Consider the following 14,755-nt stretch of genomic DNA (forward strand, 5'->3'; position numbering starts at 1 on the left):
TTCATCGCCAGATATGGACGCTCCGAGCGATGGATGAGTGAGTAGCGTAACCGGCCAACAGGTCGGTTTTTTTTGTGGAAGGAAAAGGAGGTTTTGACAATGGATTCAACAATTTCATTTCGTGTTGGAAAATTCAAGTGTATGGCAGTCAGTGACGGAACGAATACCTATCAAAATCCTGCCCAGTTGTTCTTCCCAACTGCGGACCGGGAGGAGCTCCACCGAGCCCTTCTTCGACATCGGCTAAATCCGGAAACCTGGAAGGAATTTGAAAACACCTACACTCCTCTGCTGATCGATACGGGAGATGAACTGATTCTGGTGGATACGGGAGTCGGTGAGGGGTTAAGTTCCAACGGAGGGAAGCTGCTTCAAAATCTGAAGAGTATGGACATCTTACCCGAAGCCATTAACCATATCATTCTTACCCATGGTCATCCGGATCATATAGGGGGTAACACAACAGGAGAGGGACAGTCAATTTTTACTAATGCCCGTTATCATATGTTTAGGGATGAATGGAATTTCTGGTGTACCGATCAGGGAAAGAAGGCGATGGAAAGCAAAGGCTTTCATCCCGAATTTCAAAAAGAACTAGTGGGGATTGCAAAGATGAAACTAGGGTCCATCGAAGGACAGTTGGAGTTGATTGATCAGGATTCGGAGATTGTTCCGGGAATCCATATGCTAAAAGCACCGGGTCATACACCGGGTCATATGGTCCTTTTGATACATTCCGGAGAAGAACGGTTTTACTCTTTCTCTGATATGGTCATTCATCCCATTCATCTGGAACATCCGGAATGGATCACGGCAGTGGATATTGATGGGGAAGAGATGATCAAAACCAGAAGAACTTTTCTAAAGAGGGCGGAGAAGGAAAACGCTTTGGTACATGCCTTTCACTTACCATTTCCTGCAGTGGGAAGGATCGAAGAAAAAAGCGGGGGATGGCAGTGGATTCCATCCACGGAGCCCTGAAGCAACCAGAATGACCAATGAGTAAGGACAGAGGATTGAGCGTTTATTTTAGACCATAGAATCAGGCAAGAAAATTGGTTAAAAGATAGGGAAAATTATTTGCCGAAATTTTTCCAAAAATACTTGCCGGTTACACCTGGAAGTGAAGCAGTGTGTCAGATGAACAAGGAGTTCAGGATAAACCATTGTGGAGGTATAAAATGGAGATGAATAGAATCGCAGCATACTGTCATGAAGTGATGGAGAAGATGGTGAGAAATCCTCATGTGTACGGGGTATCTCTTTGCGTAAAATCAGGGAAAGCCGGTCTTTACTGGAAAGGATCGGGAGGAAACATCGGCGATGCCTTCAAACAGCGGATCTTTGATGAGTTGGATCTCCGGAACACCTATGCGTATCAGGACGTAAATGATACCACCCCGGTGAACTATTACTACAAATCAAAAGAAATCCACATCCCACGGTGTTTGGCTTCAGTGACGGCTGAAGGCGGCATCGTATCCGATGCGGAGGAATCAATGAAGATTCTGGAATCCTTTTTCAATGGCCGTTTTTTTCCAAGGGAGAGCCTGGAGGAGCACAAGCTGTGGAATTTCATGTTTTTTCCCTATCAGTTTTACTTCGGTATGGGATTGGAGAAACTGTGGATTCCCTGGATCACGTATCCGTCAAAACCGAGAAAGGAACTACTGGGCTTTTGGGGATCTTCAGGTGCCTTTGCTTTTCACAATCCCGAACTGGATCTTTACATGACCGGGACAGTAAACCAATCCAATGGCTTTGGACATAAAGCGGCTTATAAAGCAATGATCGGGATAATGAAGGACGTTGAAAAAAGACACATCGAGGGATGAAGCAACCGGTTTCATTGTTGCAGATAGGGTTTTTCTGGAATGGTTATGGCGGGCATTAACTTATAAACAAGGTCCTCCTTTTCGTGAGCTACGATTCGTTTTTATATTTACTTTTGAAATTCTAAGGATTCGATCATTTGCTGGGGAGTAGGAAGAAAATCATCAAAGGCCTCTTGGGGTACTCTCGCATCCATGCTGAACATGAAGCCCTCATGTATGGTTAATACTCGGAAAATTCTCTCCTCCCGGGAAAAATTGAAATGGACTTCATAGGCTTTATTCCCTTGAACATCCCTTTCCTTGAAGTAAAAATCATCCTGGGTATCTTCCATTTCTACCAGGTCTTCATCCCAGATTGCATAGAGCTCCTCTTCCGTAAAATCATCGGTGAGGGAATTCATTGTAATACCGATCATTTTTTCTTCCTCTTCATCCATGAATAGGGTGCTGATCATTATCTCCATATCTTCTTCCTGAACGGTATAGTCATCAGGGTATTGTAAGGTGTAATAGGGGTTTTCGTAGGTATCCCATGATTTTTTCTCGTTGTCTTGACCACAGGCGGTGACCACTAGAACCGTAATAAGAAGAATAAGTAACAAGAGCCATGTGTTTTTTTTCATAATAAACCTCCTCGTTTTTATTGCTGCCTTTTTTATATGTTATCATAAGAAGGGCTTAGGGCAAAAAAAAAATTTCATCATTGTATCGGGATTAAAAACGACTTTGCATTATTTGTCTATCGAACTGTAACCTTTTTCCTGCTGATCCGTATATTTAATGAAAGGAGGTTTCCGATGAATTCAAATGCCCTAGAGACGGCCTACAAAAAATATTATAAAGAGCTCTTTTATTACGCCCTAAGTCTTTGTCGGCAGGAGGATTTGGCAAAGGACTTAGTCAGTGAAACCTTCTGTCGAGCCTTAATTGCATCCGATACACCGAAGGAATCCTTTAAATTTTGGCTCTTTCGAGTACTGAAGAATTATTATATCGATTTGAAAAGAAAAAATCACGAGTCTTTAAACTTTTCGACCCAAGAATCCTTTTTATCGGAGGATGCGAAGAAAGGTCCTGGAAATCTCTATCTTTTAAAAGAGCGGGACCGACGGATTTACAATCATGTTTTACAACTGGAACCGGAAGTATACCGGGAGGTACTCTATCTGTATTATTACGGAGAGATGAAAATTAAAGAAATATCCATCACGCTAGGCCTCAGTGATACCCATACAAAAACTGCATTACATAGGGCGCGTAAAAAAATCGGCAAAGGATTAAAGGAGGATACCTATGAATTTTAAAGAAATATTTCGCCGTTATCAAGCAGGAGAAGCAACCGAAGAAGAAAGAAAATATATTGAGGAAGAAATGGAAAAATTTGAATTTATGGAAACCTATTTTTCGGAGCAGGAGTTTACAGAAGATGTTTTAAAAGATCAAGGAAAAAAGGAAGACCCCCAGGAGCAAAATGAGGATAATAGTCGGGGTAAAGACTCCGTGGAATATCAGGAGCTGAAAAATATTCAAAAGCTGGTTAACCGGAGGTTAGGAAAAGTGATTATCGCCTCAGTGTTAGCAGTGGTCCTGCTGTATCTAGGGATTTTTTATGGCGTATCAAGCATCGTTGATCGAATGCACTATGATCCTACTGCTACGAACCAAATCGAGGATGGAGATTATCCGATATCGGATTTCACTTTTGATTTTGCAGCTTATGTAAGTCTCAATAAACCCGGATATTCGGTTGTGGGAACTTTAAATGAAAAATCTTTAGGTTTTGGGGAGTATGAACTACAATATCTTCTAATAGATAATGTTACTAAAGAACGAAATTATTTTCAAATGCGCCAGATAAGAGACGGAAAGCAAAATGACTTTGACAGTATCTATTATTTAAGGGATTTCTTAGGCGGGTTCAATGTAGCTGTAAACCCTGAATCTTATAATAAAGATACACAGGACGCGACGAATGAAAGAATGATAGAACATTTAGAAAAACTAAACCCCGCATCATTTGTATCCAGTTATGTAACTTTCCATGAAGATCTATCAATGGAAGAAATTTATGAAATGAGTAGAGCGTATTCAGATATCGATATTGGATGGGTAGGCGTACGCACCTATGATCCGGAAAAAGCAAAACCCCATCAACTGAATTATTTAACGGGCTTTACTCCGGACTTCAGAAGTGAATTAATTGGTGACTACCGACCGGATTGGAATGAATATCCATATTTTAACATAGGAGATATTAATCCAAATAATGAGCCTATCTCTATGGAAGATTATCCGGAAATTTATGAAACTCACTATTTATCGAGGTTGCGTTATTTACGGGATCGGCCGGAATTTGTGAAGATTTTCGATGCTGGACCTGAAAAAACTGACTACTACGAGGAAGCCGTGGAGTACATTGAGGAGAATGGGGTACACAGTTTTGGAGTTTTGGTCTATGGAGAAGCGGAAGATTTACTGGATTATTTTGATGGGACTTCATCCAATGTAAAATCCTTAACCATTGACCAAGTGTTGCCCTCAAGACCTTTTATTTATTAAATAAGAAATAGGACAGAGGAAGGGTTTAGTGTGACCCCTCCAAGAGGTACAATAACATTGGAGAGAGTACAAGATTAGAAATCGAATACGCTAAGCGGAGGAGTAAACCAGTTCATTATTTTGAAAATCTTAGCGCCCGTATCATTACGAGCTCACAGAGGGACGATTCTTTTGTGAGGTAGCAATACAAACGTATAGAGCATATAATTGATCATTTTTTCTGATTATATGAGTACTGAAACCGACAATCATATTTGAAGAAAGTTCAATAAATGGTTTTCCATAATTTATTAGAAGTCTCAATTTAGAGTTCATTATTTAGAATTATGTTGCTCGATGGACCAAAGAAATACTTTTATTATATGAAAATCTCTCAACAGAACCGTCCCCGCGTGAGGTCCCCAATAAATCTTAGGCCCTATCAAAAAGCTTCCGGGAAAGATTCTGTAAAAATGAAATGAAGTTTAGATTCAAAGCGGGACCGACCATAAAAGCATTAAAAAGATAAAGACCACCATCATGTAGTTTGCCGCCTGAAAAGAGAGTTCAAAGCCCCGTACTTTTCGAAAAAAGGAGGAAGTAAGGGGAAAAAGACGGATAAGAAAATAGGCACTCACAAGATATAGCAGAAAAAAGCTCCAGGCTCCCAGGGAAAATGGTTTCCCGTAAAAGTGCAGCCCTCCGAAGTTTGGAAAAATCAATTGGTACAGATTTAAAAACACAATCCCTGCAGTCAGAATTCCAAGGGCGAGCCGTTCATAAATACTGACGGCTAGAGATGTTAGGGAGCCGCGGGGAATGAAAATCTGCAAAAGTCTTCCAAACAGAATTATGGTGCCCAGGTTGATTACATGATAGCCGAAGTAAAACAGCGGTTGATCCCGAAGAATAGTCCCGACTAAGGATTTTCCCTGATAGCCCAGAAGCATTGGGGTTCCCATAATGGATAAAATTCCAAAGATCATCACACTGCCCACGATGGGCATGCGGTGCAAAACCCCCCGGATCCTATCAAGATCGTAGGTTTTATAATTTCTAACGATGGAACCCGCCCCTAAAAATAATAAAATCTTCAAAAATCCGTGATTGACAATATGCACCATGGCTCCGGAAACCCCTTCCGATGTAGGGACTGCCAAAGAGCTGAGGCCCATGACGATAAATCCGATATGGGAAATGGTGCTAAAGGCCAGCAAGCGTTTGATATTGGTTTGACTGATCCCGAAAAACAAGCCGCACAGTGCGGTGATCATTCCCAGGAAAATGAAAAAATCTTTATAGGCCTCCATAGGAAAGACCTGCTGGATTTTATATAATCCCAGGACTCCGCTTTTTACCATGATTCCCGAAAGCACAGCGGAGATACTGCTGGTGGCCACACTATGGGCCCGGGGCAGCCAGTTGTACACCGGAAAAAAGGCGGATTTCACACCCATGGATACGCACATCAAGACAAATATCAAGATCACCGTGGGGTCCTGATCCATGTCCGATAAGGCTTCCTGTACCCGACCCATATGAAGGGTCCCCGTCAAACGGTAAAGCATACTGAGTCCGATCAGAAACAATAAAATTCCCGCGGTATTAAAAACGATATAGTAAATACCGGCTCTTAAGGAAGGGCCGTCTTTTTTGTAAATAATTAATATACCCGAAAGAATCGTTGCAATTTCAATAAAAAGAAACAGGTTGAAAAAATCGTGGGTATGGACAATGCCCATAAACACGCCTTGTAAAAATAATAAAAAGAAGTAATAACTTGAAGACTGTTTTTGATGGGGCCAGCTGTAAAGGATTACCGAGAACCATAACACCACCGATAATAGCCCGTAGCCGTAGGTAAGGGTATTGGAAATTAAGGTGATATTGAGTTTATCGCCGAAGGCTCCGAGGACGAGATAATACTCTCCTTCCGGCAGATAAAAGGGAAAGTAACGAATCCCTGCAACCAGCAGAGCTCCTTGGGCAATAAAGGCTAAAAGATTACCCTTGGGGTTATTCATCAGATAAATGACAATGGCGAAAATAATCGGAATCAGAATTGCAAAAAGGGGATAATAACTCATTGATTATCCTCCTTTTCCAAAAGAATCTTCCAATCCAGGGTACCGTACTGGTGATAGATTTTAATGCTCATCATCAAGGCTAAAGCGGTTACGGAAGCGCCGATAACAATAGTGGTAATCATCAGTGCCTGGGGCAGAGGGTCCACCGCTTCCCCTCCTAGGGAAGTGATAATCGGAGCGGTGCCTTCCGGCAGATAAAACAGGCGAAGGAAAAAAAGAATCACCGCGGCCTCCAGCACATTAAGAAATATGATGGATTTGATCAAGTGACGACTGGTGGCCAAACCGTAAAGCCCCAGACCGATCATCAGTAGAATTAATGAGAGCTGCAACATCTATTTTCCCTCCTTTATAAATCGGATAAATATAATGGTTAAACCCGAAGAGACCTTCAGTCCGATTAAAAGATTCAGTAAGACCAAAAACAATCTTCGAAATTCCGGATCCACAGACCCGGAAAAGAAGTTGGTAAAGGGAGTGCCTCTGGTAAATAAGCTGATGAACCCCAGAATTAACAGGCATAAAAACAGGATTTTTTCCAGTCGGTTCAAGGGATCGGTATTTTCCGAAGCCTTTTCCGGAATGTATACGGAAATTAACCGGGCGGTAGCCAGGATGACGCCACCCTGAAAGCCTCCTCCGGGGCTGAGATCTCCAAATACGATAATGTAAAATCCGAAGAGCAGCATAAAAGGATAAAGTATTCGGCTGACCGCAAGAATGCTGTCGCTGTCCTTCGGTACTGCGGCTTCCTTTGCCCGGGGGAAAGGTTTTGAAAAACCGGAGGAGCGGGACATATATAGCACCCCCGCTGCGGAAATCAGAAGGATTCCCGCTTCGAAAATGGAATCGAAAAGCCGATAATCCAACAAAATCGCAGCCACCAGGTTTTTGGATGCGGTTTCGTCATAGCCCCGGTGGATTACGGTCTCGCCAATGGAGGTTTCCGGGAAAGAATCTGCTAAGGGTGCCGTAGCCGTAAGGGCATAAAGAAAAATAAAACCGAACATCAACAGCAGCATCAGTTTCTTAATCATAAATTTCATCCTCCTCTACGACCTCAAATCGAATGCGAGGATCCTCGAGAAGCAGACGCTGTAATTTATGGTGAAGAACGCTGCTTTTTTTCATGATAAATATGTACTTACCGTCCCGGTGACTTTTGACAATGATCAAATCCACATTCCGTTCCCGAAAAGCTCCTTTGATATGCATATGATGCTCGAAAAAAATATCCAGAGTCAGATTAAAGGAATTCGTAAACCGTTTTAGGAGTTTAAACCCCGGGGAGTCTTCCTTTTCACTGAAAAACCCATCTTCCACCCGGCTGACCACTACAAAGTTTTTCTGCTTTCCCAAGGCAATGATAAAAAACAGCGGCAAAAGGGCGCTGCCGATGGCGATTTCCGCTAGGGCCACGTCATAGGCGTGGTAAAGAAAATAAAGCACCGACATCAGCAGGGAAAAAACGGCGAAATAAATAATCAAACGAAGGGATTCCTTTTCCCGAAGCATAATGATGATAAAGAAAATGATTAGACCATAGAGTATCAGATACATCGTGTTGCACCTCGCTTTGGTCTTTTGACCGGTTGGTTTTCGGATCGAAAGATTAGTCTTCTTAGGAAGGTCGTTTAGTTTGCGGAGTTTTTTAAGACTCTTTTTCCGCCCTGTAGTCCGTTGAAGGATTCTCCTTAGCTTTTAAAGGGATTCCGTTGATTAATGCAGAGCGCCCGATGAACTGACTGTTTAAGGGGTTGGTGATCAGGAAAAAAAGCAGGATTACTAATAGCTTCAAAGTTTCCCACTGCAAGCCGATCCGAAACACCAGGGCAAGAATAATAGAGAAGAAGGCAACGGTGTCGATCTTAGAGGCCACTAAAATTTTTAAGTAGATGCTTTGAAAGCGAAAAAGGCCAATCACCCCGAAGATCAAAAAAACCCAGGAAATAATGAGAAAAAAATTGCTGATCATTTTTGGCGGCCTCCTTCCATCAGAAATCGGGTAATCAAAGTGACGGCTAGAAAACCTACAATGGAAAAGGTTAGAGCGATGTCGAGAAAAAAGAAATTATCCCGCTGCAAACCGATCAACAAAAGCAGTAAAACGGTTTTTCCGCTGATCAGGTTTAACGCCAGGATCCGTTCCCAAATCGTAGGGCTGAAAATGAATTTTATACTGATGACTCCTATCGCCAGGAGAAGAAGGAAAATGGTAAAATCGATCATCGAATCCCTCCTTTTAAAAAGGGCTGTTGCAGTCGGGTTTTAATATCTTTTTCTATGGTTTTACCCTGTTGAAAATCATTTTTGGCTGAAAGAACCAACAGGCGATTTCGCCGCTGATCCAAGGTGATGGTTCCCGGAGTAAGGGTTATGGAGTTGGCAATCAAGGTGGTGATAAATAAATTGTTATTCTCCAAGTCCATGGAAAAAATAATGGGGTCATCATTGCCTTTGATAATGGTCACCAAAAGGCAAAATCCGGAATAGTACATATCTAAAATAAGTCGGAAGCTGTGACGAAATAGAAGCCAAAAGGAGGGGAGGGTAAAAAAAGAGCCCTGTTCATGATAATAGGCCCCCTTCGATAATAACACCACCAATAAGGAAAACAGGCCTCCAATAACAATATTGCTAGGGGTAAGACTAAGGGAAAAAATCAACCAAACCCCCAGCATAAATCCAAAGAGCTTTAATTGAAAAATTTTTTTATCCATGATTATACCCCCTTCATTTTCGAAGTCGTCATTAAATCACCCGTCCCCGGTCCCATTTATTACCCCGGGCATCAATCAATTTCTCATCTTGTTAATGGGATCCACTTCGGTCCAGAGATAATCCCGGGCCAACATTTTATTTTTTTCATCGATAATTACGGCTTTGCAAAACCCAGGCCCTGATCCACAGTAAACATACTGAGGGCCCCCATGAAATACTTTGTATAACGTCATACCCGTTTTTTCCGTTTTCAATCGTTCCGAAGGAGGGTGTTTGTCATGCTCACAATGGGACTGTTATTTTGTGAGGCAGATCAATGAGGAGAATATTCAAATTGTTTGTTAAGAATCAAGCATATGTGGTATAAATAGAACAAATATATATTCCGGTGTATACAGAACTGGAAACGAAGATTTCATCGCCAGATATGGACGATCCGAGCGATGGATGAGTGAGTAGCGTAACCGGCCAACAGGTCCGTTTTTTTTGTGGAAGGAAAAGGGGTTTTTCGCTCACAAGGGGACGGCGTAGAGTGACCCCTACAAGCCGGCGTGAGGTAATTAACTTGCACCAAACTGTAAAACGAAATTAATCCAAACTGTAAAATAAAGTTGTCTGATGCACTGAACAAATGATGGCATTGTTTGAAAAAAGCACAAAACCGTCCCCGGGTGATCTATTCTTTGCAGATTTATTCGTCAATCCGCTCAATTCTTTCCAAGTCTCCCACCTGGGCGGGATAGCTCTCCATCACGCCGCCCCTGAAAAAGATCCGTACCTTATCCCCTTCATCCAAATCCTCGGTCTCCTCAGCGTCCAGCGCACTTCTGCTCAGCATCACCCGGTCGGCGCTGCTTCGAATGCTTTCTCCTTCCGCCGGCTCCACCAGGATGGAATCCTCGTCAATCTCCAAAATAACACCTTCGAACTGCATCTCCTGGACCTCGTCGTTGATATTATCCGGATCCTGATTGCCGCAGCCGGCAAGGATTAGCGTCGCCATCAGTAACAGACTCAGTGCTGCAAATAGTTTTATCTTCATCATCAAACCCTCCTGAATGATTGGTTCCTCTTAAGTACCGTATATCTGTTAGACGAAAAGCTTACCGAAAAGTTCCAATATATTTACTTTTGAAATTCTAAGGATTCGATCATTTTTTCTTCCTCTTCATCCATGAATAGGGTGCTGATCATTATCTCCATATCTTCTTCCTGAACGGTATAGTCTTCAGGGTATTGCAAGGTGTAATAGGGGTTTACGTAGGTTTCCCCATGATTCTTTCTCGTTAATTTATATTGACATACCCTATTTAATAGGGTAAAATATAACTATGAAATGCTTTGGAGGTGTGTGAGTGATTAGAGAATTTATAATGACTCCTGAATTCGATAAAACCTGGAACAAAATGGGTACCTAATTATCACGTACCCTAAAAGCAAAAAAGATAATCTGACTCAGGAAAATAAAGCAACCATCAGAAAAATGATTGAGCAGTTAAAAGCGTCTGCTGGCGAGAGGAGGAAAAATAATGGATTTTGATAGTGTGTTAAAAGGACTCGATGAAGCGATTAAGATCAGCAATGGGGAAATTAAGGGCCGACGTCGAAAAGTAAGTATTTCGCCGGCTCAAGAATTTTCAAAAGATGAGATCAAAAGAATAAGACAGTACTTGCAACTTACCCAAGTAACATTCGCAGAAGTGATTGGAGTGACACCTAAAACCGTTGAAGCATGGGAAAGAGGTACCAATGCACCTACCGGACCCGCTCGTCGAATGATGACAATATTGAAAGAAGATCCCGAATCGCTGAACCGGTATCATATAATTTCAAAATAATAATAGGTTAAACCTGCTGTGACGGTTGCGGCAGGTTTTTTGCTTTTGGAGAAAAGAACAAGCTTATATAGAAGTAATAAAATTTTTTGGGAATATTGCCATAACTAGGAAGGAATTTTGAAGGTCGAAATAGAAGTAGTTAGAGAGAAATATTATGGAAAAAAAGAGAGTGTTACCTCATAATGAGACGGTGGTTTTGTGAGGTAAAAAAAATGAGGTGGTGAAAAAATGAAATATGACATGATAGTAATTGGCGGAGGTCCTGGCGGTAAGGCATGTTCCATGGAAGCAGCCGGGCGTGGACTGAAGGTTGCCCTGGTTGAAAAAGGCGGTTCCGGCGGGGCTCCGATAAGTAAAGGATACATACCCATGAAGATCATGCTTGATGAAATCATTAAAAACAAAGCCGGAAATAATCCTGTGAATCCGGCCGAAAGCTTAAAAACCCTGGGGATCAGAATGCAAAAGGCAAAAGAGGGCTGGGAAAGTTCTCTGGAGAGAGCAGGGGTGAAGATCTACTATGGTGAAGCAGAAATCATCTCTGAACAGGAAGTAAGGGTTGTGGCTGATGGCGAAACAACGGCTTTAACGGGAGAAAATCTTGTAGTGGCCACGGGCTCTGAACCTTCTTCACCAATGGCCCTGCAGCTGGACGAGAGCAGGGGCATCATCTCCTATAAGGATGTTTTGTCAGGGAAATGGCTGAATGTAAAAGATGTGGTGATCCTAGGAGGAAATATTGAAGGATGTGAATTTGCCACATTGTTTAAAAAAATGGGGGCAGCGGTTAGAATTCTGGAACAGGGGGATGGAATTATGCCGATGTGTGACCCGGATCAAGCCCAATTTTTGAAGGAAGAATTTGAAAAACAGGGGATCGAAGTCAAAACCAATTCTACGCTTACCCAGTGCCAATATAATGAAGAGGGCAAGCTGGAAGTGATTTGCAAGAATACAGCTGATGAGACCAGTCAGAAGTTGCTGACAGATGCTTTGCTGGTAACCGGGGCAAGCAATCCGGTGCTGCCAAGGGGGATAGAAAAACTCGAGCTTGTTTGGGGTGAAAACAATCGGATTAAAGTGAATGAGTATATGGAGACTTCACAAAAAGGGGTGTACGCTATAGGAGATGTGATCGGCGGGATCACTTCGGCAAACGCTGCCATCCTCGAAGGTAAAACAGCAGCCGGGAGTATTGCCGGGGAAAAGGTCCCTGTAAGCTATAAAGGGATGAGTTATGTATGTTTTACAGATCCCCAGCTTTCCGGTGTAGGCCTAAGAGAAAGCGATGCCAGGGAAAGGCAGCTTAACTACCGGGTCAAAAAGGGGTACTTCTCCGAAAATATGAGGGCTTTGAGTCTGGGATATGAAAAAGGGTTTGTCAAGATCCTGGTCGATGCTGATAAACAGACAATCCTGGGTATGCATTTTGCCGGGGATAACATTGCAGAGCTAATTCCTATAGGCGTTTTGGCATGCCACCAGGACATTCCTGTTAAAGTAATCAAAGATTTACCTCTAGCCCATCCAACCATGACAGAAATCATCAAAGAAGCACTTTGATAAACATGACCCTGTTAGAACGCTCAGGGGGAGGACTTGAAAATCTCACACCAAACCGTCCCCGCGTGAGGTTAAACCCAAAGGAGGTAAAATAGTGTATTTTTTAATAGAGATTGTAGTAATGTTTGTAATTGTTTATTTTGCCGCTTACTTAGCGGTCAGACCCTTACTGATTAATTTGAAACACCAGCAGGAACCATCGGTGGAGGAGAAAATTTCCGGATTGGAAAAACTTCGGGAAATAGAAATAATAGACCAAACAGAGTTTGAAGAAATGAAAGCCCAATATTTAAATGATGGAAAAAAGAGGGAAAAATACGAGGAGTATCTGGATTACCTGTATGATTTAAAGGAAAATGGATATTCATCTAAAGATTATATGGATAAAATTGCGAAACTAAAAAAACATTTTAATGTGGAGCAACAAAATATATAAAATGGATCGTTCAAAGAACCTTGTCTTTTTTAGGAGAAGGTTCTTTTTTTTTCGATAATTAATCCAATAAGCAGGAAAAACGGAACGGCGTAACGAAGAAGTAGGTAGGGGAAAGTAAATGATCTGACGACGACGGAAAAGATCAACTATTTAGGAAGGGTTGGGGTAGAATGGGAAAAAGCAAAGGATTTTTGTGGAATTTTTTGGACTTGGATTATAAAGCCATGGAAAGCTATCTGGAAGACATGGCAGCAAAGGGCTGGATGTTGAGAAAGATCAATGGAAACTTTGCAACCTTTGATCGAATTTCGCCGAAGAGGATTCACTTTACCGTGAATGTATTGGAAAAAGCCGGACTCTGGTTCAGCGAAAACAGCAAAGGGGCGAAGGAGTACCGGAGCCTTATGGAGGAGGCGGGATGGAGGTATATTGACGCCAAAGGACATTTACTGTTTTTTTGCAGTGAAAAGGAAGAGCGGCCCCTACCGGAGCACAGGGATTTGGATAGGGAAAAGCGGATGCTCAACTCATCTCTATGGAAAAAACAACTGGCAGGGACCCTTTATATTCTAGCCTTATGCTCAGTCTTTATGTATTTTTTTTACCCCGTAGGTCTTGAACATATGCAAAGCAATACCGCACTTATTTTTGTAATGGTACTCCCCTTGATTCTTGTGGCAGCTTCAATCCATCTGGTCTATTTGCTGGTTTGGCGGTACCGGATGAAAAAGAGTGTAAAAAAAGGGGAAGTGTTTGGCAGCCTTGATTATCGAAAGGCAAGAAAAAAAGGGGGAATTGTAAACGGTTTACAGCTATTGTTAGCTGTTATCCTGCTGACGGCCGTGGCTATGGATCTTACTGGTGGGAATACTATTGCAATGAGTCTTATTTTAGGCCTTGTAATGAGTTTGGTCATCCTTCAAGTGCTAAAGTTTTTGACACAAGAAAAATCCGATAAACAAAGCCAGGTTTTCTTGTATCTGGCTTTAGCCGTTGGAACGATCGTTTTCGTGATTATGGCCTATTATCCCACGATGGATTTTCATGATCAAAACCGGCCCCGGCTACCTGAGGATTATCCCCGTTTAGTAGAAGAAGAATGGGAATACATGAAGAACTTAGGAGAAAAGACTCCCCATTATATTCGGAATCAGAGTTTGCTACTCCCGATCAGTTATGAAGCGTATTACTATTTTGAGAAAAAAACATTCAGTTATGCCTATCATCAGGCAGCCCATGAACGGATTGCAGCCTTTATCTATCATGACATCCTGGAGGAATTTAATGCTTCGAGGCATTCCCATGTGGGATCCTCAAAAAGAATGGAGGAGCTGAGCCCTGACCATGAACTATACCATCTATGGAAGGTGGACCGGATTGCCTACCATGAGAATCAAAACACCCTGTTGCTGTTAAAGGGAGAAAAGGTGCTTCGTTTTCGGGGAATTCCGGATTTCTCCGACCCCGATTTTATTGATGGGGTAAACCAAATATTTTTTTAGAACCAGACACGAATTGACTACAGGAGGGATAACATCGATGCCAAACCAACAGATAAACAGGTCGAGATGGGTGTCATGATATTCCTTTGCAACTCTTAGTTGCGAGAACGGTGTTTGTCAACATAGTTGTCGCATAAAGTTTTTATCTATGTATAATATTTAAATATTTTGCGAATGTTCAATCAACTCTTCTTCGTTCATTGGATTCAGTGTTACATAGTCGGGCAATTTCCAA

17 protein-coding genes are annotated in these 14,755 nt (G+C 42.1%); 8 read left to right on the top strand and 9 right to left on the bottom strand.

Going from position 1 to position 14,755, the window contains the following annotated elements; genetic code table 11:
* Positions 1 to 99: 99 nt before the first annotated feature.
* Together ISALK_RS04320 and ISALK_RS04325 are read left to right on the top strand one after the other, a co-directional pair.
* Entirely contained in the window at positions 100 to 981 is an 882-nt protein-coding gene (locus tag ISALK_RS04320) for an MBL fold metallo-hydrolase (protein WP_160719416.1), read from the top strand.
* Positions 982 to 1,181: 200 nt separating this feature from the next.
* The gene (locus tag ISALK_RS04325) at positions 1,182 to 1,835 is read left to right on the top strand and encodes a beta-lactamase family protein (RefSeq protein ID WP_160719417.1); all 654 of its coding nucleotides are present in this window, start codon (positions 1,182 to 1,184) and stop codon (positions 1,833 to 1,835) included.
* A gap of 107 nt (positions 1,836 to 1,942) precedes the next feature.
* On the opposite strand, the gene ISALK_RS04330 is transcribed toward ISALK_RS04325, so the two are convergent.
* Complete coding sequence (locus ISALK_RS04330) at positions 1,943 to 2,458, bottom strand: hypothetical protein (protein WP_160719418.1); 516 nt, start codon at positions 2,456 to 2,458, stop codon at positions 1,943 to 1,945.
* Between the two features lie 174 nt (positions 2,459 to 2,632).
* Between ISALK_RS04330 and ISALK_RS04335 the strand changes: the two genes are divergently transcribed.
* Both ISALK_RS04335 and ISALK_RS04340 read left to right on the top strand, forming a co-directional pair.
* Positions 2,633 to 3,139: an RNA polymerase sigma factor gene (locus ISALK_RS04335; RefSeq protein WP_160719420.1), complete on the top strand. Its 507-nt coding sequence runs from the start codon at positions 2,633 to 2,635 to the stop codon at positions 3,137 to 3,139.
* Positions 3,129 to 4,394, top strand: coding sequence for an anti sigma factor C-terminal domain-containing protein (locus ISALK_RS04340; RefSeq protein ID WP_160719422.1), 1,266 nt, complete (start codon positions 3,129 to 3,131; stop codon positions 4,392 to 4,394). The genes ISALK_RS04335 and ISALK_RS04340 overlap by 11 nt, the downstream gene beginning before the upstream one ends.
* A gap of 470 nt (positions 4,395 to 4,864) precedes the next feature.
* On the opposite strand, the gene ISALK_RS04345 is transcribed toward ISALK_RS04340, so the two are convergent.
* The 8 genes from ISALK_RS04345 to ISALK_RS04380 form a co-directional block, all read right to left on the bottom strand.
* The gene (locus ISALK_RS04345) at positions 4,865 to 6,460 is read right to left on the bottom strand and encodes a complex I subunit 5 family protein (RefSeq protein WP_160719424.1); all 1,596 of its coding nucleotides are present in this window, start codon (positions 6,458 to 6,460) and stop codon (positions 4,865 to 4,867) included.
* Positions 6,457 to 6,795, bottom strand: a complete 339-nt coding sequence (locus ISALK_RS04350) for a sodium:proton antiporter (RefSeq protein ID WP_160719426.1) — start codon at positions 6,793 to 6,795, stop codon at positions 6,457 to 6,459. Before ISALK_RS04350 ends, ISALK_RS04345 begins: the two co-directional genes overlap by 4 nt.
* Positions 6,796 to 7,497: an MnhB domain-containing protein gene (locus ISALK_RS04355; protein WP_160719429.1), complete on the bottom strand. Its 702-nt coding sequence runs from the start codon at positions 7,495 to 7,497 to the stop codon at positions 6,796 to 6,798. It lies immediately after the preceding gene.
* A complete protein-coding gene (locus ISALK_RS04360) occupies positions 7,490 to 8,020 on the bottom strand; it encodes a Na(+)/H(+) antiporter subunit B (protein ID WP_160719432.1) in 531 nt (176 codons plus the stop codon). Before ISALK_RS04360 ends, ISALK_RS04355 begins: the two co-directional genes overlap by 8 nt.
* A 91-nt stretch (positions 8,021 to 8,111) precedes the next feature.
* Positions 8,112 to 8,435 carry a cation:proton antiporter gene (locus tag ISALK_RS04365; protein WP_160719435.1) on the bottom strand — a complete coding sequence of 108 codons (324 nt, stop codon included), beginning with the start codon at positions 8,433 to 8,435 and terminating at the stop codon, positions 8,112 to 8,114.
* On the bottom strand, positions 8,432 to 8,689 hold the full coding sequence (locus tag ISALK_RS04370) for an MrpF/PhaF family protein (RefSeq protein ID WP_160719456.1): 258 nt from the start codon (positions 8,687 to 8,689) through the stop codon (positions 8,432 to 8,434). Before ISALK_RS04370 ends, ISALK_RS04365 begins: the two co-directional genes overlap by 4 nt.
* Positions 8,686 to 9,180, bottom strand: a complete 495-nt coding sequence (locus tag ISALK_RS04375; RefSeq protein ID WP_160719458.1) for a Na+/H+ antiporter subunit E — start codon at positions 9,178 to 9,180, stop codon at positions 8,686 to 8,688. The genes ISALK_RS04370 and ISALK_RS04375 overlap by 4 nt, the downstream gene beginning before the upstream one ends.
* A gap of 692 nt (positions 9,181 to 9,872) precedes the next feature.
* The gene (locus tag ISALK_RS04380; protein ID WP_160719460.1) at positions 9,873 to 10,223 is read right to left on the bottom strand and encodes a DUF3221 domain-containing protein; all 351 of its coding nucleotides are present in this window, start codon (positions 10,221 to 10,223) and stop codon (positions 9,873 to 9,875) included.
* A gap of 487 nt (positions 10,224 to 10,710) precedes the next feature.
* On the opposite strand from ISALK_RS04380, the gene ISALK_RS04385 reads away from it, so the two are divergent.
* The 4 genes from ISALK_RS04385 to ISALK_RS04400 all read left to right on the top strand — a co-directional run bounded on the left by ISALK_RS04385 (position 10,711) and on the right by ISALK_RS04400 (position 14,520).
* Positions 10,711 to 11,019, top strand: coding sequence for a helix-turn-helix domain-containing protein (locus ISALK_RS04385; RefSeq protein WP_160719463.1), 309 nt, complete (start codon positions 10,711 to 10,713; stop codon positions 11,017 to 11,019).
* 228 nt (positions 11,020 to 11,247) lie between these two features.
* Entirely contained in the window at positions 11,248 to 12,582 is a 1,335-nt protein-coding gene (locus tag ISALK_RS04390; RefSeq protein WP_160719466.1) for a dihydrolipoyl dehydrogenase family protein, read from the top strand.
* 94 nt (positions 12,583 to 12,676) lie between these two features.
* A complete protein-coding gene (locus ISALK_RS04395) occupies positions 12,677 to 13,018 on the top strand; it encodes a hypothetical protein (RefSeq protein WP_160719470.1) in 342 nt (113 codons plus the stop codon).
* A gap of 170 nt (positions 13,019 to 13,188) precedes the next feature.
* Entirely contained in the window at positions 13,189 to 14,520 is a 1,332-nt protein-coding gene (locus tag ISALK_RS04400; protein WP_160719473.1) for a DUF2812 domain-containing protein, read from the top strand.
* Positions 14,521 to 14,755: the final 235 nt, after the last annotated feature.

Origin of the sequence: Isachenkonia alkalipeptolytica (assembly GCF_009910325.1) — a bacterium.
GTDB lineage: Bacteria > Bacillota > Clostridia > Peptostreptococcales > T1SED10-28 > Isachenkonia > Isachenkonia alkalipeptolytica.